General features: G+C 40.3%; 18 protein-coding genes. 10 read left to right on the forward strand and 8 right to left on the reverse strand.

Features of this window, described 5'->3' with window-relative positions; translation table 11 throughout:
* Positions 1-216: 216 nt before the first annotated feature.
* Positions 217-2,148, reverse strand: coding sequence for a threonine--tRNA ligase (thrS, locus tag ACTG7X_RS05525; RefSeq protein ID WP_439257551.1), 1,932 nt, complete (start codon positions 2,146-2,148; stop codon positions 217-219).
* A gap of 207 nt (positions 2,149-2,355) precedes the next feature.
* Between thrS and ACTG7X_RS05530 the strand changes: the two genes are divergently transcribed.
* Together ACTG7X_RS05530 and ACTG7X_RS05535 are read left to right on the forward strand one after the other, a co-directional pair.
* Positions 2,356-3,735, forward strand: coding sequence for a hypothetical protein (locus ACTG7X_RS05530; protein ID WP_439257552.1), 1,380 nt, complete (start codon positions 2,356-2,358; stop codon positions 3,733-3,735).
* A gap of 172 nt (positions 3,736-3,907) precedes the next feature.
* Positions 3,908-4,765, forward strand: a complete 858-nt coding sequence (locus ACTG7X_RS05535) for a fructosamine kinase family protein (protein ID WP_439257553.1) — start codon at positions 3,908-3,910, stop codon at positions 4,763-4,765.
* Between the two features lie 72 nt (positions 4,766-4,837).
* Here ACTG7X_RS05535 and grxB read toward each other — a convergent pair whose 3' ends face one another.
* The 5 genes from grxB to ACTG7X_RS05560 are packed head-to-tail and all read right to left on the reverse strand — an operon-like array spanning position 4,838 to position 7,166.
* Complete coding sequence (grxB, locus tag ACTG7X_RS05540) at positions 4,838-5,488, reverse strand: glutaredoxin 2 (RefSeq protein ID WP_439257554.1); 651 nt, start codon at positions 5,486-5,488, stop codon at positions 4,838-4,840.
* A 14-nt stretch (positions 5,489-5,502) separates the two neighbouring features.
* Positions 5,503-6,213: a tRNA pseudouridine(65) synthase TruC gene (gene truC, locus ACTG7X_RS05545; protein ID WP_439257555.1), complete on the reverse strand. Its 711-nt coding sequence runs from the start codon at positions 6,211-6,213 to the stop codon at positions 5,503-5,505.
* On the reverse strand, positions 6,207-6,521 hold the full coding sequence (locus ACTG7X_RS05550) for a YqcC family protein (protein ID WP_439257556.1): 315 nt from the start codon (positions 6,519-6,521) through the stop codon (positions 6,207-6,209). Before ACTG7X_RS05550 ends, truC begins: the two co-directional genes overlap by 7 nt.
* Before the next feature lies 1 nt (position 6,522).
* Complete coding sequence (locus ACTG7X_RS05555) at positions 6,523-6,876, reverse strand: HepT-like ribonuclease domain-containing protein (RefSeq protein ID WP_439257557.1); 354 nt, start codon at positions 6,874-6,876, stop codon at positions 6,523-6,525.
* Positions 6,873-7,166: a nucleotidyltransferase family protein gene (locus tag ACTG7X_RS05560; protein WP_439257558.1), complete on the reverse strand. Its 294-nt coding sequence runs from the start codon at positions 7,164-7,166 to the stop codon at positions 6,873-6,875. The genes ACTG7X_RS05555 and ACTG7X_RS05560 overlap by 4 nt, the downstream gene beginning before the upstream one ends.
* Positions 7,167-7,278: 112 nt before the next feature.
* Between ACTG7X_RS05560 and ACTG7X_RS05565 the strand changes: the two genes are divergently transcribed.
* The 6 genes from ACTG7X_RS05565 (at position 7,279) to purR (ending at position 14,805) form a co-directional block, all read left to right on the forward strand.
* Positions 7,279-8,058 carry a Zn-ribbon-containing protein gene (locus tag ACTG7X_RS05565; RefSeq protein WP_439257559.1) on the forward strand — a complete coding sequence of 260 codons (780 nt, stop codon included), beginning with the start codon at positions 7,279-7,281 and terminating at the stop codon, positions 8,056-8,058.
* A gap of 21 nt (positions 8,059-8,079) precedes the next feature.
* Complete coding sequence (locus ACTG7X_RS05570; RefSeq protein WP_439257560.1) at positions 8,080-8,928, forward strand: co-chaperone YbbN; 849 nt, start codon at positions 8,080-8,082, stop codon at positions 8,926-8,928.
* Positions 8,929-8,977: 49 nt separating this feature from the next.
* A complete protein-coding gene (trxB, locus tag ACTG7X_RS05575; protein WP_439257561.1) occupies positions 8,978-9,931 on the forward strand; it encodes a thioredoxin-disulfide reductase in 954 nt (317 codons plus the stop codon).
* 93 nt (positions 9,932-10,024) lie between these two features.
* Positions 10,025-11,794 (forward strand): heme ABC transporter permease/ATP-binding protein CydD, encoded by a 1,770-nt coding sequence (cydD, locus tag ACTG7X_RS05580; protein WP_439257562.1) that lies wholly within the window; start codon positions 10,025-10,027, stop codon positions 11,792-11,794.
* Positions 11,795-11,804: 10 nt separating this feature from the next.
* Positions 11,805-13,526 (forward strand): heme ABC transporter ATP-binding protein/permease CydC, encoded by a 1,722-nt coding sequence (gene cydC, locus ACTG7X_RS05585; protein ID WP_439257563.1) that lies wholly within the window; start codon positions 11,805-11,807, stop codon positions 13,524-13,526.
* A 268-nt stretch (positions 13,527-13,794) separates the two neighbouring features.
* Entirely contained in the window at positions 13,795-14,805 is a 1,011-nt protein-coding gene (purR, locus tag ACTG7X_RS05590; RefSeq protein ID WP_439257564.1) for an HTH-type transcriptional repressor PurR, read from the forward strand.
* A gap of 84 nt (positions 14,806-14,889) precedes the next feature.
* On the opposite strand, the gene glmM is transcribed toward purR, so the two are convergent.
* Both glmM and folP read right to left on the reverse strand, forming a co-directional pair.
* The gene (glmM, locus tag ACTG7X_RS05595; RefSeq protein ID WP_439257565.1) at positions 14,890-16,224 is read right to left on the reverse strand and encodes a phosphoglucosamine mutase; all 1,335 of its coding nucleotides are present in this window, start codon (positions 16,222-16,224) and stop codon (positions 14,890-14,892) included.
* A gap of 478 nt (positions 16,225-16,702) precedes the next feature.
* A complete protein-coding gene (folP, locus tag ACTG7X_RS05600) occupies positions 16,703-17,530 on the reverse strand; it encodes a dihydropteroate synthase (RefSeq protein ID WP_439257648.1) in 828 nt (275 codons plus the stop codon).
* 234 nt (positions 17,531-17,764) lie between these two features.
* Here folP and ACTG7X_RS05605 point away from each other — a divergent pair, with 234 nt between their 5' ends.
* Positions 17,765-19,234, forward strand: coding sequence for a surface lipoprotein assembly modifier (locus ACTG7X_RS05605; protein WP_439257566.1), 1,470 nt, complete (start codon positions 17,765-17,767; stop codon positions 19,232-19,234).
* Between the two features lie 19 nt (positions 19,235-19,253).
* Positions 19,254-20,981, forward strand: coding sequence for a hypothetical protein (locus ACTG7X_RS05610; protein ID WP_439257567.1), 1,728 nt, complete (start codon positions 19,254-19,256; stop codon positions 20,979-20,981).
* Position 20,982 lies beyond the last annotated feature (1 nt).

Genomic DNA, 20,982 nt, shown 5'->3' on the forward strand with positions numbered 1-20,982 from the left:
TTGAGGGGAACTGGATAAAGAAAATAAAATCACCTGGGTCAAGCAATCCAACTTAAATAAGCTATATGGGATAAAGAGAATTCTAAACTTGTTGAGATTTATCAATTCAACGCTAAAGATAATGATGTTACTCTGGCATTTTTTGTGTAAACACCAATTTCACTTATTTACTATCTGCCATTTTCATGACAGATAGTTATATAATATGACTAAAAACTACTCTTCTCCAAGTAATTTCAACTCACGTACTCTCACTTGTGCTTTCAAAATTTCCACAAATTCATCCACATCATAAGTGCCTAAATCCGCCCCTTTGCGCGTTCTCACCGCAATTTTGTTTTCAGCAATTTCTTTATCACCACAAACCAGCATATAAGGTACACGGCGTAAGGTGTGTTCGCGGATTTTGAAACCGACTTTTTCGTTACGTAAATCCGATTTCACACGTAAACCTGCGTCCGAAAGTTTTTTGGTGACGGCTTGAACGTAGTCCGCTTGGCTGTCAGTGATGTTCATCACGACCGCTTGCACTGGGGCTAACCACGCAGGGAAGAAACCTGCATATTCTTCGGTGATAATACCGATAAAGCGTTCAATTGAACCTAAAATCGCACGGTGAATCATCACTGGCGTGCGGCGGTCGTTGTCTTCGGCGACATAAGACGCATTTAAGCGACCCGGTAAAGCGAAGTCTAACTGAATCGTGCCGCATTGCCATTCACGACCCAGGCAGTCACGCAAGGCAAATTCGATTTTCGGGCCGTAGAATGCACCCTCACCCTCTTGAATTTCATATTCAAGACCATTGTGACGTAACGCATTGGCTAAGCCCTCTTCGGCACGATCCCACATTTCATCGGAACCGATACGGCTTTCTGGACGGGTAGACAATTTCACAGCGATATTGGTGAAGCCAAAGGTGCTGTAAATGTCGTACACCATTTTGATACAGCTGGTGACTTCGCTTTCAATTTGTTCTTCCGTACAGAAAATATGCGCATCATCTTGGGTAAAACCACGCACACGCATTAAACCGTGTAACGAACCAGACGGCTCATTACGGTGGCACGAACCAAATTCCGCCATACGAATCGGCAAATCACGGTAAGATTTCAAACCTTGGTTGAAAATCTGCACATGTCCTGGGCAGTTCATGGGTTTAATGGCATATTCACGGTTTTCTGATTGCGTCGTGAACATTAAATCGCCGTAGTTTTGCCAGTGACCTGTACGCTCCCAAAGCACTCTGTCCATCATAAACGGCCCTTTGACTTCTTGGTAATCGTACTCTTTTAATTTGGTACGCACAAAGGTTTCCAATTCACGGAAAATCGTCCAGCCGTCATTATGCCAGAACACCAAACCAGGGGCTTCTTCTTGCATATGGTATAAATCTAAGGCTTTACCAATACGGCGGTGATCCCGTTTAGCCGCTTCTTCAAGGCGAGTTAAATGCTCGGTTAATTGCTTTTTATCCGCCCACGCCGTGCCATAAATCCGTTGTAACATTTTATTTTTACTGTCGCCACGCCAGTACGCCCCTGCCACTTTCATTAATTTAAAGTGTTGGCAAAAACGCATATTCGGCACATGCGGCCCACGGCACATGTCAATATATTCTTGGTGATGATATAAAGCAGGCGTTGCCGTGCGTTCAATATTTTCATCTAAAATCGCCATTTTGTACGGCTCACCACGTTGCTCAAAGGTATCCCGTGCTTCCTGCCACGAAACGGGCTTTTTCACCACGTCATAATTGGTTTTGGCTAATTCAAGCATGCGTTTTTCCAACGCATCAATATCTTCTTGGGTTAAAGAACGATCTAAATCCACATCATAATAAAAGCCGTTTTCAATGGTCGGACCAATCGCCATTTTCACATCAGGGAATAATTGTTTAATGGCATGTCCCAATAAATGTGCGGTGGAATGGCGGATAATTTCCAAACCATCTTCGTCTTTGGCAGTGATAATTTCTAATTGGCTATCTTCTGAAATCACATCGCAAGCATCTTTACGCTCACCGTTGACCCGCCCTGCAATGGTGGCTTTCGCCAAGCCCGCCCCGATATTTTGGGCAACTTCTAAAACAGAAACAGGGTGATCGAATTGACGTTGTGAACCGTCGGGTAAAGTAATAATAGGCATGTTGTATCCTTGTTTACAGTGGTAACCCATACGAAAGGTTACTTGTTAAATTTAAGTTGAGTTAAAATAAAAAAGTGCATAAAAAGCACCGCACTTTGTGCTACACCTACATTGCATAGCCAAAAAGTGCGGTGTATTTTAGCATAATTTTTTTCAAATTTCCCATAAGGATTTTATTTCGTTACCCTAGACGGTGAAAAAATCCCGTTGTATAATTCCGTCACCTCCCTGTCATCTGAAGGATCAATACTATGGCAAAACAAACAAACAAACAAACAAACAAACAAACAAACAAACAAACAAACAAACAAACAAACAAAGCGTTGGTTATCTTATCTAATTAGTCAACCTTTTAAATTCAACACCCCGATGGGGATAAAAGAATACCGTGTTGCCTCAGTAATGCTGTTGATTTTATCCGTTTCCATGTTAGTTATCCAAACCTTTATTATTCCAATTTTTACTAATTACAGTACCCATTCATACGGAACCAGTGGAACTGATGGTTGGGGTAGCATTTGGACAATGACCAACATCTATTCTATTGCTCACAACCCACTAGCAAATTTACCTAGTATCTTTTTTATGGTATTTTTTGTGTTATTTTTAATAGCGACTTACAGACGTTTTCTAGATGTGGAAAAAGCGAATGACGGTATAAAATATAGTTTTTTTATATTATGTTTTGTGTTATTCCTTAATCAATATTGTTATAAATACCTTTTCATTTTCCTACCTTTTTTATATCTTATGAGTTTTATTCATTCATCAGAAAAAACCTTTTGGAACAACCTATTGCAAAAGACAACAATATCCCATTATACAAAAGATAAAATTAGCAATAAAACATCTAAATTATCCGCTTTATTTTCTGTATTGGAGGAAAAAACAAAAGATAAAAAGATTGAAAATATATTGCTATTTTTTACTTATCTTGCAATAATTCATTTATTAACCTCATGGAAATACTCAATTTATAACCTAATATTTGATATTGGTGAATCTATTTTTGTTGGTTCTTTGGGCATTATATTAATGTCATTATTAATAATAAAATCCAATAAAATAGATCGTAGCTTTTGGTCACCCAAAACAATAACAAACAAGCTCCCTAAATCTCTTATTTTAGCCTTACTATTTTCTTTATACTTTTTTAGAGAGCGTGATATAAATATATTGCTTATTATTTTTTTATTATTTACTAACATATTATTACTCTATTTTATTGAGTTAATTAAAATACATCTTTCATGGAATACGAAATTAAAAACACCGACTGTTTATCTATTTCTTTACGTTATGCTTTACCCATTATTGCTAATAACAGGATATCAAGGAATTTGGTTCTTATCTATTCTGATTTTTATATTCATCAATTCCTTCCGAAATCTCTATTTCGTGCCAGGTTTGCCTGAAAGTGACACCAATGATGAGCTTGTCAATGAACTCAACGACACCCTCACTAATCTCACTCAAAAAGCCAAAGAGAGCGACATTGGCGAACTTGCCAAGGACCTCTCTAAGCTCAGCACAACTAAAAAAGAGCAAGAAGAAAGCAACGAAGAAAGCGAAACAAACAAAAACTAAAGCAAAGGGAAAACAGAAAAATGCCAGCCTACACTGGCATTTTTTGTGAATGTGTCCTTAAAAATGCGGTGTTTTTTCGCATAATTTTTTCAAAAATTTGACCTAGCTCACAGATTATTGTGAAAAATTGGTTTATGATGACATGAGTGTTAAGCTGTATAAGGGGGCGAACATGTGGAAATCAGTTTCTCAAGTATTGGCGGATCAATTTGGTGCCTATTATTCCATCAAAGAAAAAGACAAAGTACACACGGGCGAAATGCACGAATCTTGGTTAATTGATGATGGCATACAACCTGTTTTTGCCAAAACTAACGATAAAACCTACCGTTCTATGTTTCGAGCGGAGGCCGATCAAATTGAGTTATTAAGCAAAACTCGCACCATTGATTTACCGAAAGTTTATGGCGTAGGTTGTTCGCAAAATCACAGTTTTTTGTTGTTGGAGGCCTTGCAATTAGACACGCCAACGCCTGAACAATTTGCCCAATTTGGCGTAGCGCTGGCGAATTTGCATAACATCAAGGGGTCAGAAAGTTACGGCTTGGATTTTGACACTTGGCTCGGTTCGGTCTATCAACCGAATGAATGGCGAACTAATTGGGCGACGTTTTTTGCCGACCAACGTATTGGGTGGCAATTACAAATCTGTAAAGAACAGGGAATCAATTTCGGTAATATTGAAGAAATTGTTGCCGTGGTGGCAGCACGACTTGCCAAACATAAACCTACACCGTCTTTGTTACACGGTAACTTATGGATTGAAAATTGCGGTGCATTTAACGGCAAAATTTACAGCTACGACCCTGCTTGCTATTGGGGCGACCGTGAATGTGATTTAGCCTTTACTGAACTGTTTGAGCCATTTCCTGATGAATTTTATGAAAATTATCACCGCACTTATCCGTTGGCGGAAGATTATATTGAACGCAAACCGATTTATCAGCTTTATTATTTACTTAATTTTAGCCACCGATTTAGAGGACATTATGTGGAATTGACAAAACGGTTTTTGGAATTAATTTTGTAAAAAAATTGGATAAAAAAACACCGCACTTTATGAAAAAAATCAAAAAGTGCGGTGTTTTTTCAGGGAATTTTTTTAAATCGCTTTATCGGAATAAAGCTCAATATTGCTTAATTTCGCCATAGTTTGCACATAATTTTGCAAACCTTGAGGCAACACTAACCCTTTCACGCACGTTAAATTCCGCAACATTGGGAAAAGCATAATATCTTCAATAGATAATTGCTGACCATTGGCTTTATCTTCCGCCAGAACCAAGGTTTCAAGAGTAAGTAAATCTTGTTGCAATTCCGCAATATATTGCGCCGATTGTGCAAGATTTTCGGCAAAATCACCAATAAAAGCCGTCTTTTTATTGATAAAATAATCTAATGCACCTTGCGTTTCATATTCAGGCAAACCCAACTGCACAAAACGAGGTAATAGCAAGTGATTATAATAACTGCCAATTTGCTTGATTGCCGTTTCCAATTCAGGGCGAACCACATCAGACAGCAATTTTTCGCCATAATTATCATCTACATAACGCACAATATCTAAACTTTCTGGCATGGCAGAACCGTCCTCTTTTTGCAAAATCGGCACGGCTTTTTTACCAATTAACCCCACTGGCGTGGTTTCATCATCATTTTGAATATAAACCAATTCAACGTCTTGCTTTTTCAAGCCAAAAATCATTCTCGCCCGTACACAATAAGGGCAGTGATCAAACACATAAAGTTTCATATTTTTTCCTCTATTTACCAGTTAAAGATTTCAAATAAAGTTATCCATTTTTCATCTAACCCTGCTGTTACCTGAATTTGCTCATTTGTGACAGGGTGACGAAATTCAAGTTTTTCGGCATGTAACATCAATCGATTTACGCCTGTTTTTTCCGCTAACGCCCGATTTTGGTGTAAATCGCCATATTGGGTATCGCCTAAAATCGGGTGAAAAATATGTTTCATATGACGGCGAAGCTGATGTTTTCGCCCTGTTTGTGGGGTTAAACGAACCAAAGAATAACGTGCCGTTGGATATTTCCCGACGGCATAAGGCATTTCTACCGTTTTTAAACCTTGGTAATCGGTGATGGCCGATTGTGGCTCTTTATTCTCTTGAGCAAATTTATCCGCAATTTTATCTAATTGAATTTTCAATGGATAATCAATGCGTTCTTCCCCTGTTAAATAACCACGCACCACCGCTAAATAGCTTTTCTGTACGGTTTTACTTTCAAACTGCTGACACATCAAATTCGCCATTTCGCTATTTAACGCAAATAACAACACACCCGAAGTAGGACGATCCAAACGATGAATCGGAAAAACATGCTGACCAATTTGATCTCGCAACGTCTGCATGACAAACTGCGTTTCATGCCTGTCTAACCAACTGCGATGTACCAACATGCCTGCAGGTTTGTTCACTGCCACGATATATTGATCTTGATATAAAATTTCTAGCATTGGCTTAACAGCTTTTCAATTTCAATGATCGGTCTTAACAATTCGCCTAACCGCTCTTGCTCTTTCAATGCTTCTTCCACATAAGGTGAAATGGCTATTTTGCTCGGCAACACCGCTCCACTGTCTAACAACGCCCACATTCTCGGAATAAAAATCCACTGCAACCATTCGTGAGCTTGCAGATAATCAATGGCAAAAGGCTGTGTACTTGCAAAGGCTTGTTCAGACGGTGGCACGGTTTGCCATAGGTCAAGTTCTTGCAGGATTTTTTGTAGGTTTCGCAGATATTGTTTGGTTTGTTCGTACATTTTAATATTTCTTCGCTATCGCTATTAAGTTTGGAATTTTCTTAAGTAATTCAGGCACCTGCTCATTTAACGTCGTCCAAACTAACAAAGGATCAACTTCATTATACCCATGGACTAATCGATGTCGCATACCTGCAATATCTTTCCAAGGAACAAAATCAGCCTGTAACAGAAAATCAGGTTCTTTTTGTTTTAATGTCGTGCTAATCTCGCCTAACGTGATTAAATTAAGCGTCACAGCCTGTTGGGTTTTGCGATCGTTTAGAAAGGCGACTTTATCCATTCCTTGAATAAACGACAACGCTTCTTCTGCATAGCGTTGCAAATCGTCTATATAGCTCAATAATCTATTCATACAACAACTGCCTCTTTCAACACATTTTCTTTAAATTTCAATGGCAAGCTGCTTTCTTCCATTAAATCAAAATTATCTCCGAACACGTCTTGCAAATCCGTGCATAATCCGCCAATATCAAACAAACTGGAGCCAGGTAAAACGGTCACCAAAAAATCAATATCACTATTTTCGGTATCTTCACCACGAGCAACAGAACCAAATACCCTTAAATTTTGCAATTTGGGATATGTGGCAAAAATTTGTCTTATTTTGGTTCTGTTTTGATTTAAAATTTCTGACGGTTTCATTTTAGTTTACCTAATCGTTATCAACATAACTTATTATAGGGACTGTTGTTCTCGATCTCAATCTCAAATTAAGGTAACATAACCGCTATTTTAATTCAATTTTTAGCAAAAAATGTACCTTATCGACATCTTTTTACAAAACAAACACCCCGAACGACATCAACAGCAATTTATTATGCTCGGTGAACTCATTGATGAATGGCGGTATAACGGCCAAATTCTCGGGCGTGAAATTCCTGTGTTTCAAGCGGAACAAGAAAATCAACAAGGCTTTGGGATCAAGGTGATTTGCCCTGAACAACATAGTCTTTTACCAGAACACAACAATGCGGAAGTCAATCGTTGCCTTGAAAATTTGGAAAAGTGCGGTGTGTTTTTGCAGAGTTTTCAGATTGTGGCGGATGATTTGATGTCCGATCAAACCAATCAAAGTGATCCCACATGGCAAGTGCTTTACACCACCTATTTACGCTCCAGTTCGCCTGTGGTGAACGGTGATAATCTCGCTCCTATTCCATTGTATAAACTGGCACAAAACCAACCGCACTTAAGCCTAGATTTAATCAAATGGCTAGAAGATTGGCAGGCTTGCGATCAGTTGCAAATGAATGGGTCGGTGTTGGAAAAATCTGCACTGCTTGAAATTTCTGATTTTAACAGCACATTAAGTAAACATGGACGAGCGTTATGTCAGGAAGTAGAACAAATATCAGGCGTGCCAACCTATTATTATCTGTACCGTATCGGCGGTGAAAATTTGGAAACAGAACAAAAACGCCGTTGCCCTTGTTGTGGCGGCGATTGGGCGTTGGCAAAACCTGTTGCTGACGTATTTTATTTTAAATGTGACGCTTGCCGTTTAGTGTCCAATTTATCGTGGCATTTTTTATAACCCCTTTTGAAGAGAAATTACATGCAAGACTATATTATTGAAATTAATGAACAAAATCTCACGGAAACATTGCAACGTTCACAACAAACCCCCTTGGTGGTGGTATTTTATGCCCCAAGTCACGAAACTTCGCTTAATTTCACCGCGGTTTTGGAACGTTATGCGGACAAATATCAAGGGCAATTTTTGCTGGCGAAAGTCAACTGTGAAACTCAACAACAAATCGTGATGCAATTTGGTATTCAAGCCTTGCCAACCACGTATTTATTTAAAGAGGCTCAGGCGGTAGATGCTTTTCAAACGGCGTTACCAGAAGATCAACTTGAACAGCATTTAGCCTTGATTTTACCCAAAGAAGAAGAAATTAAATTCAATTTAGCCTTGGATTTTTTACAGGCGGAAAACTATGATGCGGCCTTGCCATTGTTAAAAGAAGCATGGTTGGCTTCGGAGCAAAAAAACAGCGATATTGCACTACTCTATGCAGAAACCTATATTGCGATGAAAAAAACCGAACCGGCACAGGAAATTTTAAATAAAATTCCACTGCAGGATCGAGATAGCCGTTGGCATGGGTTAGTCGCCCAAATTGAGCTATTAATCAAAGCCGCCGACACGCCAGAAATCCAGCAATTACAAGCAGATTATGCCAATAATCCACGCCCTAATATTGCATTAAAGTTAGCCGTACAACTTCATCAAGCTAACCGAGATGAACAAGCGTTAGAATTACTGTTTAGCATTTTACGTCAAGATCTCAATGCGGAAAATGGCGAAGTGAAAAAGCAATTTTTGGAAATTGTGGCGGCACTTGGCACAGATCCGCTGGCGAATAAATACCGCAGACAGGTTTATTCACTATTGTATTAGCACAAATTTGGTTATAATAAACAAAAGTTATGATTAACAAGGAATTTTTATGTCAGACATTAAACACAGCAAATTATTAATTTTAGGCTCCGGACCTGCCGGTTACACCGCAGCCATTTATGCGGCTCGGGCAAATTTAAAACCGGTTTTAGTGACCGGTTTACAACAAGGTGGACAACTTACCACTACCACTGAAATTGAAAACTGGCCGGGAGATTTTGGCGATACTACTGGGCCGGAATTAATGCAACGCATGCTACAACATGCGGAAAAATTTGATACCGAGATTGTGTTTGATCATATTGGTAAAGTGGATTTATCTAGCCGTCCATTTAAACTGTATGGCGATGTGCAAACCTTTTCTTGTGATGCCTTGATTATTGCGACAGGGGCATCTGCTCGTTATTTAGGCTTACCATCAGAAGACACTTTCAAAGGCCGTGGCGTATCCGCTTGTGCCACTTGTGACGGTTTTTTCTATCGTAACAAACCGGTTGCCGTGATTGGTGGGGGCAATACGGCAGTGGAAGAAGCCTTGTATTTAGCCAATATTGCCAGTGAAGTGCATTTAATTCACCGCCGTGATAGTTTCCGTGCGGAAAAAATCTTAATCGACCGTTTATACAAAAAAGTGGAAGAAGGTAAAATTATTCTCCAAACGCACCGCACTTTAGACGAAGTGTTAGGCGATAATATGGGCGTAACCGGCGTACGCTTGAAAGATACGCAATCGGATAACACCGAAGAATTAAAAGTTGATGGGGTCTTTGTGGCGATTGGGCATGCACCCAATACCGATATTTTCCAAGGACAATTGGAACTCAATAATGGCTATATTGTGGTGAAATCGGGATTAGACGGCAATGCCACAGCCACTAGCGTAGAAGGTGTTTTTGCGGCCGGTGATGTGATGGATCATAATTATCGTCAAGCCATTACGTCGGCGGGTACAGGTTGTATGGCTGCCTTAGATGCAGAACGTTTTTTAGATGCGTTAGCTTAATTTTTTCAGCTAGGATCTAGCGGATATTTATCTTTGGAGTGATTTTGGGCGAACCTGTATTTGTTAAGGTTCGCCCCTAAAATTTTATAAAAAATGGAAAAACAACGTCAAAAATATTTGTTTAAATGGTTGCGAGAACAGCAAAAACCGATAAAGAAATTATTAAGCCTAAATGTTGGCTTAGCGACTTTATCTTCTTTAATTTTGGTTGGACAAACTTGGTTGCTGGCAAGTCTTTTACATCATTTTATTATCCAACAAACACCACGCAGTGAATTACTTCCTTATTTTGTCGGCTTAGTTATCGGTTTTGCTTTACGTGCATTGATTTTATATCTGCGTGAAAAAATCGGCTTTAACTGCGGTCAAAAATTACGCAATATTATCCGCCAACAAATTTTAGATAAAATTCATGCGGTTGGACCGGCGACCATTCAAGGTAAACCGGCGGGCAGTTGGGCCAGTTTAATGTTGGAACAGGTGGAAAATCTGCATAATTTTTATTCACGCTATCTGCCCCAACAAATGCTGTCGGCAATTGTTCCGGTGATTATTTTAATTGCTGTTTTTCCGCTTAACTGGGTGGCTGGTTTGATTTTATTATTCACTGCTCCCCTTATTCCTGTTTTTATGATTTTAGTCGGTTTGGCAGCGTCGGATAAGAATCAGCAAAATATGGCGATTTTAGCGAAATTAAGCGGACAATTTCTCGACCGTTTACGTGGATTAGAAACCCTACGTCTGTTTAATCGTGCCGAAGAACAAACCGCACATATTGAAACATCCACTGAAGATTATCGCATTAGCACCATGGATGTATTAAAAATGGCCTTTTTATCGTCTGCGGTGTTAGAATTTTTTACCTCGGTGTCTATTGCCATTGTGGCGGTTTATTTTGGTTTTAGTTATCTTGGCCAAATTGATTTTGGCAGTTTTAGTGATAACACTGGCATTACCCTATTTGCAGGCTTTTTCTGTTTAATTCTCGCCCCTGAATTTTATCAACCGTTACGTGATCTTGGTGTGTATTATCACGATCGAGCCGCCGCTATTGGGGCAGCGGATGCGATTGCAGAATTTATTGAAACCGACTATCAAACGGTACAACCTGACCACGATCAACAAATTCCCAATCAACGTGCGGTGGAAATTGTGGCAGAAAATTTGGTGGTCTTGTCACCGCAGGGCAAAGCACTCACCCAACCGCTTAATTTTCACTTAGCTAAACAATCTAATACAGCGTTGGTGGGACAAAGCGGTGCAGGAAAAACCTCATTAATCAATGTATTACTCGGTTTCTTGCCTTATCAAGGTAGCCTAAAAATTAATGGCATAGAACTCAATCAAGCCGATCTTACCCAATGGCGAAAACAAATTGCATGGGTAGGGCAAAATCCGTTGTTATTGCAAGGAACGATTAAACAAAATCTGTTACTTGGTGATATTCAAGCCACGGACGAACAAATTGATCTCGCTTTAAGCCAAGCCAATGCCAAAGAATTTACCGATCACATTGGCTTAAATGCAGAAATTAAAGACGGTGGCGTCGGCGTATCCGTAGGACAAGCTCAACGCTTGGCCATTGCTCGAGCCTTATTGCGTCAAGGTAATTTGTTGTTATTAGATGAACCGACTGCGAGCTTAGATGCAAAATCTGAAAATCAGGTGCTGACAGCGTTATATCAAATTAGCCAAAACCAGACCACTTTGATGATTACCCACCGCATTGAAGATTTAAAACAATGTGATCAAATTTTGGTGATGCAACAGGGGCAACTTGTGCAACAAGGACATTTTGAACAGTTGCAACAGCAAGGTTATTTTGCTGAACTTTTGGCACAACGTCATCAGGACGTACAATAAGAGAGAAAATATGCGTTCATTACTTCCTTTTTTATCCTTATTTAAACAAGCAAAATTCCCCCTGTTTTTAGGCGTGGTATTAATGATTGGGGGACTTGCCAGCAGTATTGGCTTGCTTACCTTATCAGGTTGGTTTTTATCCGCCACAGCCATTGCTGGAGCCGGTGCATTATTTAACTATTTTTATCCCTCATCAAGTGTGCGTGGTTTGGCCATTGGTCGTACCGCCATGCGTTATGCGGAAAAAATTGTCACGCATGACGCTACTTTTCGTATTTTGGCGAAATTGCGTGTTCAGGTATTCAGCAAGATTATTCCGCTCTCCCCTGCGGTATTAAATCGTTATCGCAACAGCGACTTGCTTAACCGTTTAGTGGCAGATGTGGATACGCTCGATAGCCTGTATTTACGCTTAATTGCCCCTTTCATCAGTGCCGTTACCGTAATTGGCATGATGACATTGGCACTGAGTTTATTTAATCTTTCACTCGCCTTATTAATTGGTGCAATCCTGTTGATTTTATTACTGATTATTCCAACGGTATTTTATTTTTTAGGTTTAACGTTTGGTGCAAAACTGACACAATCTCGCTCGCTATATCGTATGCAATTTGTGGAATTTATCCAAGCTCAAGCAGAATTATTGCTATTTAATGCACAAGATAATCTGCAACAAAAATTAAATCAAACAGAACAACAATGGCAAAATTATCAACAACGTGAAAGTAATTTATCCGGATTTTCCACCGCCGTTTTAATGTTTGCCAATGGCTTATTAGTGGTGTTGACCTTATGGATTTCCGCCAATATTGAATTTGCGATTGAAGAATATCGTCTGGCATTTATTGGTTTGTTTACGCTGTCAGCCTTGGCGTCGTTTGAAATTCTTATGCCTTTGGGGTCTGCTTTTTTACATATTGGTCAGGTGATCGCCTCTGCGGAACGTGTCAGTGAAATAATTGATCAACCGCCGCTGGTGGAATTTAATGGGACAGAAACTGCGGTGAATTTTGGTGATGTTTTATTTGATCTAAAACAGGTCAGTTTTGACTATCCTGAACGGCAAGATATTGCCTTAAAACAAGTGAATTTACACATTAAACCGAATCAAAAAGTGGCCATTTTAGGCAAAACTGGTAGTGGAAAATCCACACTATTACAACTGTTAGTCCGCAATTATGATCCCATATTAGGGGAAATTCTGTTCGCTAATAAACGGATTTCTGCTTATACTGAAACCACTTTACGCCAACACATTGGCTTTTTAACCCAACGAGTTCATGTGTTTAGTGACAGTTTGCGTAACAATTTGCAATTTGCGACGGCTACCCCACTTTCTGATGAAAAAATGCTGACCGTATTAAATCAAGTCGGCTTACAAACATTGACAGAGCAAGGCTTAGATCAATGGTTAGGCGACGGCGGACGTCCACTTTCTGGCGGAGAACAACGTCGTTTAGGCTTAGCACGGATTTTACTCAATGACGCACCGATTTTATTGTTAGATGAACCCACTGAGGGCTTAGACCGAGAAACCGAACGTCAAATGTTAGCCTTGATCTTGCAACATTGCCAACACAAGACCTTAATTATGGTGACACACCGTTTAACAGCGATTGAGCAGTTCAACAATATTGTGGTGATTGATAATGCGGAAATTGTAGAACAAGGCACTTATGCGGAATTAAGTCAAAAACAAGGTTATTTACATGCGTTAATTCAACGCCTCTAATAAAAAAATAACTCACGAACTGAAAACAGTACGTGAGTTATTTTTTCATCTGTTATGTTAGAAAATAGCGGCACTTAATCCCACCACGATACCTAATGAAAGGACAACCATCACCATTGCATAACCAAAATCACTCATGTTTTTCTCCTGTTATTGTCATTTAAAATGAATTATCTAATCCGCTTTTTATTCTATCAGTTTAATTTATTTTTTCATACATTTTTTGTGGTTTTCACTTTATAATAGGATAAATTATTAGGAGATAACTATGGCAACCATTAAAGACGTGGCGAAAATGGCGGGCGTTTCCACCACAACCGTTTCTCATGTCATCAATAACACAAGGCATGTGGCAGAAGATACCAAAAAGGCGGTATTGGACGCTATTCAGCAACTGCATTATTCCCCCAGTGCCGTGGCGCGTAGCTTAAAAATCAATACCACGAAATCCATTGGTATGATCGTGACGACCAGTGAGGCACCTTATTTTGCGGAAATTATTCATGCCGTCGAAAACCATTGTTATCGTCAAGGTTACTCATTATTTTTATGTAATACACAAAATGATGCGGAAAAAATCAAAAATCATTTAGACATGCTCGCCAAAAAACGGGTGGATGGCGTGTTAATCATGTGTGCAGAATATCATCAGGAAAGTATTGATTTATTCAATAGTTTCAAAGGATTACCCATGGTGGTGATGGAATGGGGTATTCAACATAGTCAAAGCGATATGATTTTGGACAACAGTTTTCAAGGCGGTTATTTAGCCACCCAATATTTAATCGAAAATGGCCATCAAAAAATCGGCATTATTTCCGGTGAACTCAGTAAAACCACGGCAAAAACTCGTTTTCAAGGTTTTGAAAAAGCCATTCATGAGGCGGGATTAACAACCAATCCAAACTGGATTCAAGAGGGCTTTTTTGAACCTGAAGATGGCTATGAATGTATGAACAAAATCTTAGATCAACAGGAATTACCCACAGCGGTGTTCTGTTGTAATGATGTCATGGCCTTAGGTGCCATTTCTGCGATTACCGAAAAAGGCTTACGTGTACCAGATGATATTTCGATTATTGGCTATGATAATATTCATTCTTCTCGCTTTTACGCCCCGCCGCTGACGACGATTCATCAATCCAAAGCACGTTTGGGTGAGCAAGCCTTAAAATTACTCTTTGAACGAATTCATCATAAGAATCATGAGAAAGAAGTGATTGAAATTTATCCTGAATTGGTGGTGCGGAAATCGGTGAAAAATCTCCTAGCGACTTAAACGTATGGAATAAAATAATCTATTATGTTGCAATTCAAAAACAAAAGTCGGGAAAATCCCGACTTTTTTCACCGCAGTTTTGAATTACGACGCTTTCACCGCATTGGCAATTTCTTCTGCACATTGTTGAGCGAGTGCGCCGTCTTGGCATTCTACCATCACACGGATCAATGGCTCTGTGCCTGATTTACGCAATAAAATCCGCCCTTTACCGGTTAAACGTTTTTCTACGTCTGCGGCAATCGCTTTGACTGCGTCACTTTCTAATGGGTTGGCGCCGCCTGCAAAACGTACATTAATTAACACTTGTGGAAACAATGGCACGGCGGAGACCAGTTCATTTAGGCTCAATTTATGTTGTACCATGGCGGTTAATACAGCCAATGAGGCAATAATACCGTCACCAGTCGTATTTTTATCGGCAATAATAATATGCCCTGAATTTTCACCGCCAAATTTCCAATTATTTTCTTGCATTTTTTCTAGTACATAACGGTCACCCACATTGGCACGTAAGAACGGCACGCCTAATTGTTTTAAGGCAATTTCTAAGCTCATATTGCTCATTAATGTGCCCACTACCCCACCTTTCAGGTTGCCAGCACGCAAAGCCTCACGGGCAATAATATAAAGAATTTGGTCACCGTCTACTTTGTTACCTAAATGATCCACCATCATAATGCGGTCACCGTCGCCGTCATAAGCCAAACCGACATCCGCCCCCACTTCCAATACTTTCGCTTGCAAGGCTTTAATATCAGTGGCACCACATTTTTCATTAATATTCAGGCCATCTGGGTCGGTACCAATTTCAATGACCTCCGCTCCCAACTCTCGCATAACGCTTGGGGCAATATGATAAGTGGCGCCATTGGCACAATCCACCACAATTTTATACCCCTCTAAACTCAATTCTGTCGGGAAAGTGCCTTTACAAAATTCAATATAACGTCCCGCCGCATCATTAATACGACTGGCCTTACCTAATTCTGCGGACGCCACGCAGTCCATGGGTTGATCTAACATGCTTTCAATGGATTCTTCTACTTCATCTGGTAATTTTGTGCCTTGGGCGGAGAAGAATTTAATGCCGTTATCATCATAAGGATTATGAGAGGCTGAAATTACCACGCCCGCCTCTGCACGGAAAGTGCGAGTTAAGTAGGCGACAGCAGGCGTTGGCATTGGGCCGACAAAGACAGCCGATAAACCTGCTGCGGTTAACCCAGCCTCTAAGGCAGATTCCAACATATAGCCTGAAATTCGGGTATCTTTTCCGATTAATACCTTTTTCGAGCCTTGTGTGGCAAGTACTTTTCCTGCGGCCCAACCGAGTTTTAGGGCGAAGTCGGGGGTGATGGGGAAAGTGCCGACTTTGCCGCGGACGCCGTCTGTGCCGAAATATTTACGTTCTGACATTTTGTTTCCTTTTTGTTTAAATTTGTTGTTTCTGTTTTAATTACAATTTTTTAATCGGGTTTCGCCACGTTCTTTACTTTTCTTTACTTGTGGTAACAACGGGTTTCGCCGTTGGCGACTTACTTTTCTTTGCTTCGCCAAAGAAAAGTAAGCAAAAGAAAGGCGACCCCGATTTTGCCTTGTTTCCTGAAAATAGTTAAATTTGCTTAACGGAAAAGTTGTAAACTCGCTACGCTCAAACAGTACAACTTTTCCTACAAATTTAACTATTTTCAGGCGGCAAAGACGGGGCCCCCTGTCGTCATTACCGCAAAAAAATAATCCCCTCTCCCTCTGGGAGAGGGCTAGGGTGAGGGTTTACCCATTTGCTATTTTCCTAAAAATTGAATTATTTTCAGGCGACAAAGACGGGACCCCCGTCGTCATTACCGCAAAAAAACAGTCCCCTCTCCCTCTGGGAGAGGGCTAGGGTGAGGGTTTACCCATTCATCATAGCCCGCCAAATCTTCAACACATCAGCAGTTTCTTCTACATCATGCACTCGCAAAATCGTTGCACCATTTTGGGCAGCTAATAATGCGCCTGTGACACTGCCAATTAATCTTTTTTCTACGGGTTTATCCAACACGGCCCCTAACATGGATTTTCTTGAAAGCCCTGCCAATACGGGGTAACCTTGTACAGCAAAAATAGCCAACTGTTGCAATAATTTAAAATTATGTTGCACCGTTTTACCAAATCCAAAGCCGGGATCCCAAATCACATTTTCTGGCTTTCCACCTTGTTGCAAAAAAACTGCGGTGCGATTTTGTAGGAATTTTAGCACATCTTCCACCACATTTTCATAATGTGGATTAGCTTGCATGGTGCGAGGTTGGCCTTGCATGTGCATAAGGCAAGTGGGCAAACCCAATTTTATCGCCGTATCTAAAGCATTCGGTTCCTGTAAAGCACGAATATCATTAATCATATCCATCCCCACCTTAGCGCTTTCTTGCATCACAACGGCTTTTGAGGTATCGACCGAAATCCAGCAATCAAAACGTTTTCGTACAGCCTCTACCAATGGCACAACGCGTGCCAACTCTTCTTGTTCGGAAACTTCTTCAGCGTGAGGGCGAGTGGATTCACCGCCAATGTCAATGATAGTTGCCCCCGCGTTGAGCATTTTTTCTACTTGAAATAAGGCTTTGTCTAATTGAAAAAATTGACCGCTATCGGAAAAAGAATCTGGGGTGAAATTTAAAATGCCCATAATTTGCGGTTGGGATAAATCTAAGACTTTATTATTGGCTTGCAGTTTCATGTTGATGATGTGATGAATTAAAATATGCAACATTATAGCGAAATATTCTGGAAATAAACAGAAAAAGCAAAAATATAAAAGGAACACAATAATAGATCTGCCCACTTTATTTTTATCGCATATTTAATAAACGCTAGCAAACACAAAAAATAATCAAATTAATAACGATTATTATTTACACGCTACCTAAAATAGGTTAAAATCCGTCCACTTTTTTTTCATTTTGTATAAATCATGTTCAGCGTAAAAAAACCGTTTTCTTTTTATCTTCAGGCATTGATAGGAATAACTTACAGTTATTCCTCATTAGCAGCTAATGAGCCGATTTTGCCTGCGGATGCCTCTATTCCTGAAAAAATTGTTCCAATTGCTGAATCGAAACAGCAACCGAAAAAACTGGCGGATTTTCCTCGCACCGCGTTCCAATATGTGTATGATGAACAGCAATTAGCGCAGAATTTTTCTGCCACCGAACAATTGCTTAACCTTGCCATCAATTCAGGGCAATTGGCGCATATTGAAAACTTGCTCAAAATCTACCGCACTTTTCCGCAACAAGATCCGATTTTGGTTTTATTTGCCGAAGCACAAATTGCTAAACTCACCGGTAATCACCGCCTCGCCATTGATCGCTATCGTCAAATTATCGCAAAACGCCCAGATTTAACGCCAGTGCGGATTCAATTGGCGATTTCCTTGTTTAACACCCAACAAGATCGCGCCGCCCAAGATCAATTTGAAAAAGCCTTAGTGGATCCCGCCTTGCCGACGGATATTCGTGGATTGGTGCAAGCCTATAAAGACGCCTTGGATAAACGTGATAGCTGGTCATGGAGCTTTTCAGCCAACTATTTGCACACCGACAACGTCAACAATGCATCATCTGATCGTTATTTAATCGGTGATAATCTCTTTGAAAAAGATCCTAGCATGTTGCCTCGCTCTGCCAATGGCATAGCCTATGGCTTGGGCATTGAGCGTGACTTCAACCTTGTCAATGCACACTACTTGCACGTTGAAAATAATTTCTTTGGACGCAGTTATTGGGACGCCCATGATTATGATGAAATGTATAACCGTACCTATTTGGGCTATCGCTACAAACATCAAAAAGGGCAAATTTCATTCTTGCCATTTTATGAACGCCAATGGTATGCGGATCATAGATATAAACGTGGGCAAGGAGGGCGCTTAGAATTAAGCCATTGGCTCAATCCAAGTTGGCAAATTTCCTCTGCCTTAGAGTTTAACCGCAATCGTTATTATGGCCGCAATGCCACCCTTGACGGAAACACAAAATTGTTCTCCACCACCCTATTATGGCGGCGTACACCTGCGCAATATTTCTATGCAGGGGTCGACTTTAACCGTGAAACCACGCAAACCAAAAACAATAACTATGACTTACGCACCGCCCGTATCGGCTGGGGACAAGAATGGGGTTGGGGACTTTCATCACGTCTTAGTTTTTCCGCTTCTGATAGACGCTATAAAGACAATATTAACTTTGGTAGTTTCAACTTTGACTATCGTCGCCAAGATGAAATTTACCAAATTAATGCCACATTATGGAAACGTGATTGGCACATTTGGGGCATTACCCCGAAAGTAAATTACCGTTGGAAAAAACAACGTAGTAATTACGAAAATTTATACAGCTACTCCGATAAGGGGTTGATGCTGATATTTGAGAAGATTTTTTAACCCAAAGGAACATTTTATTATGCAAAAAATAAGCAAAATTTCCACCGCAGTTTTATTGGCTATAGGCATGGCGAGTGGTTTAACCGCTTGCTCGTCTGGCTCAAACTCTGTGGATGGCATTAGTGTACAAGAAAATCGTTTAAACTCCGTGCAAATTGCACTTGCTACAGGAACTGAGGCATTAAACAAAGCTGAAACGAAATTACAAGAAGCACAAAACTATTTAAGCCTTGCTGAAAACGCTACCGATTTGTCGGATCAAAAAGACTATTATGAGCAAGCACTCGCCAGTTATAAAGAAGCCCAAATGCTTTTAACTGCGGCAAATAAATCATTAAATTCGGATATTTATAATACCAATTTAAGTTCCGCTGCGGCTTTATCTAATACGATTGTGAGCGATGTGCAAACTGCCCGCAATAAATTAAGCGGTTACCAAACCACTTTTGCGGGTTTAACCACTGACTTAGACGATGTGTATAAAGGCATCGCCTTGCAAGAAATTGGTGCAAATATTGATGATTATTTCACCAAAGTTAATACCGCTTTAAACACCGCAGGCGATAGCTTAGACAGTGGTGAAACTAATGCCACGGAAGCGAAAAATGCCTCGACTAACACTGAAGCCGTGGCTGAAATGAACGCTTTGTATGATGATATTGTCGCGGCTCAAGCGGCACTGGCTACCGCACAAGAAAATTACGCGGTGGTTAGCGATTATTTAGCCAGTGGCACAACGGCGACACCTGATGTACAAGCCGCCGCAGAGCAAGCGAAAAAAGATTTAGAAACGGCACAAGCTCGTTTAGATGCACTCAATACTGCTTTGGATACGGAGCAAGAAACCCGTCAGGTGTGGGTTGATCCTGTGTTGTTTAAGGATTACACCACCACCCTAAGTGCCACAGGTTCAGTCGCTCAACTATACAAGACCGAAGAAATGCGTGATAAATTACTCGCTCAAATTAAAACCATGGGGACGAATGGTACATCTATTGGTACGGTCAATGCTACAACTGGATTAGGCAATTGTTCAGGCAATAGCTCTGCTTGTGGTACGGGTACAAGTTACACTGGCACAACCTATCTATATGATACCAACACTCAACAATTTGTTGCCAATACAGGCACAACCACAGGTTCTATTATCGTACATGTAAGTAATGCCTATTCAGGTTATGCCGTCTTGCGTGAAGAAAGTGAGTTAAATGGAGTTACGGTCAATTCCTTTGTTAGCTTAGTAGATTCTGCAAATAAAACAACAGACAAAGCCCAAGTGGTTAATGCACGTTATACAGGTAAAGCCTCGTATTATGATGGTTCTTCTGCTCGAATCCGTACCGACCAATTGGTGTTAAATGTGAATGATGGCGTGGTTTCAGGTTCGGTTTATCGTCCGCAAAATCAAAATGCCACAAGACACGTTATAAACTTGGTGAAATTTGAAGATACTACGGTTGATGTTATTCATGGTAATGTCGGTTTTTCTGGTACAGCTTATATGTTGACACCTGACCATTCAACATCTTTAAGTGCAAGTAGTGCTTCAGAGACTAATGTAACATTGGATACACAACAAGGTACGTTGGTACCAAGAACTAGTAGTGGTGTGCCATACGATATTGTACAAGGTACTTACCAAGGACAGTTCGCAGGTAGCCAAGCCGAAGAAGTGGTAGGTACTTGGGAAGGTTATAAAACTGACGGTTCACTTTATATGCAAGGTGCATTTTCGGGTACGAAATAAG

Source organism: Lonepinella sp. BR2271, from assembly GCF_051851515.1.
In the GTDB taxonomy this organism is placed as follows: Bacteria; Pseudomonadota; Gammaproteobacteria; order Enterobacterales; family Pasteurellaceae; genus Lonepinella.

Bases quoted from the DNA above. Each gene is read 5' to 3' on its own strand.
- thrS (WP_439257551.1), bottom strand. From the start codon at position 2,148: ATGCCTATTATTACTTTACCCGACGGTTCACAACGTCAATTCGATCAC.
- ACTG7X_RS05535 (WP_439257553.1), top strand. From the start codon at position 3,908: ATGTGGAAATCAGTTTCTCAAGTATTGGCGGATCAATTTGGTGCCTAT.
- grxB (WP_439257554.1), bottom strand. From the start codon at position 5,488: ATGAAACTTTATGTGTTTGATCACTGCCCTTATTGTGTACGGGCGAGA.
- truC (WP_439257555.1), bottom strand. From the start codon at position 6,213: ATGCTAGAAATTTTATATCAAGATCAATATATCGTGGCAGTGAACAAA.
- ACTG7X_RS05550 (WP_439257556.1), bottom strand. From the start codon at position 6,521: ATGTACGAACAAACCAAACAATATCTGCGAAACCTACAAAAAATCCTG.
- ACTG7X_RS05555 (WP_439257557.1), bottom strand. From the start codon at position 6,876: ATGAATAGATTATTGAGCTATATAGACGATTTGCAACGCTATGCAGAA.
- ACTG7X_RS05560 (WP_439257558.1), bottom strand. From the start codon at position 7,166: ATGAAACCGTCAGAAATTTTAAATCAAAACAGAACCAAAATAAGACAA.
- ACTG7X_RS05565 (WP_439257559.1), top strand. From the start codon at position 7,279: ATGTACCTTATCGACATCTTTTTACAAAACAAACACCCCGAACGACAT.
- ACTG7X_RS05570 (WP_439257560.1), top strand. From the start codon at position 8,080: ATGCAAGACTATATTATTGAAATTAATGAACAAAATCTCACGGAAACA.
- trxB (WP_439257561.1), top strand. From the start codon at position 8,978: ATGTCAGACATTAAACACAGCAAATTATTAATTTTAGGCTCCGGACCT.
- cydD (WP_439257562.1), top strand. From the start codon at position 10,025: ATGGAAAAACAACGTCAAAAATATTTGTTTAAATGGTTGCGAGAACAG.
- cydC (WP_439257563.1), top strand. From the start codon at position 11,805: ATGCGTTCATTACTTCCTTTTTTATCCTTATTTAAACAAGCAAAATTC.
- purR (WP_439257564.1), top strand. From the start codon at position 13,795: ATGGCAACCATTAAAGACGTGGCGAAAATGGCGGGCGTTTCCACCACA.
- glmM (WP_439257565.1), bottom strand. From the start codon at position 16,224: ATGTCAGAACGTAAATATTTCGGCACAGACGGCGTCCGCGGCAAAGTC.
- folP (WP_439257648.1), bottom strand. From the start codon at position 17,530: ATGAAACTGCAAGCCAATAATAAAGTCTTAGATTTATCCCAACCGCAA.
- ACTG7X_RS05605 (WP_439257566.1), top strand. From the start codon at position 17,765: ATGTTCAGCGTAAAAAAACCGTTTTCTTTTTATCTTCAGGCATTGATA.
- ACTG7X_RS05610 (WP_439257567.1), top strand. From the start codon at position 19,254: ATGCAAAAAATAAGCAAAATTTCCACCGCAGTTTTATTGGCTATAGGC.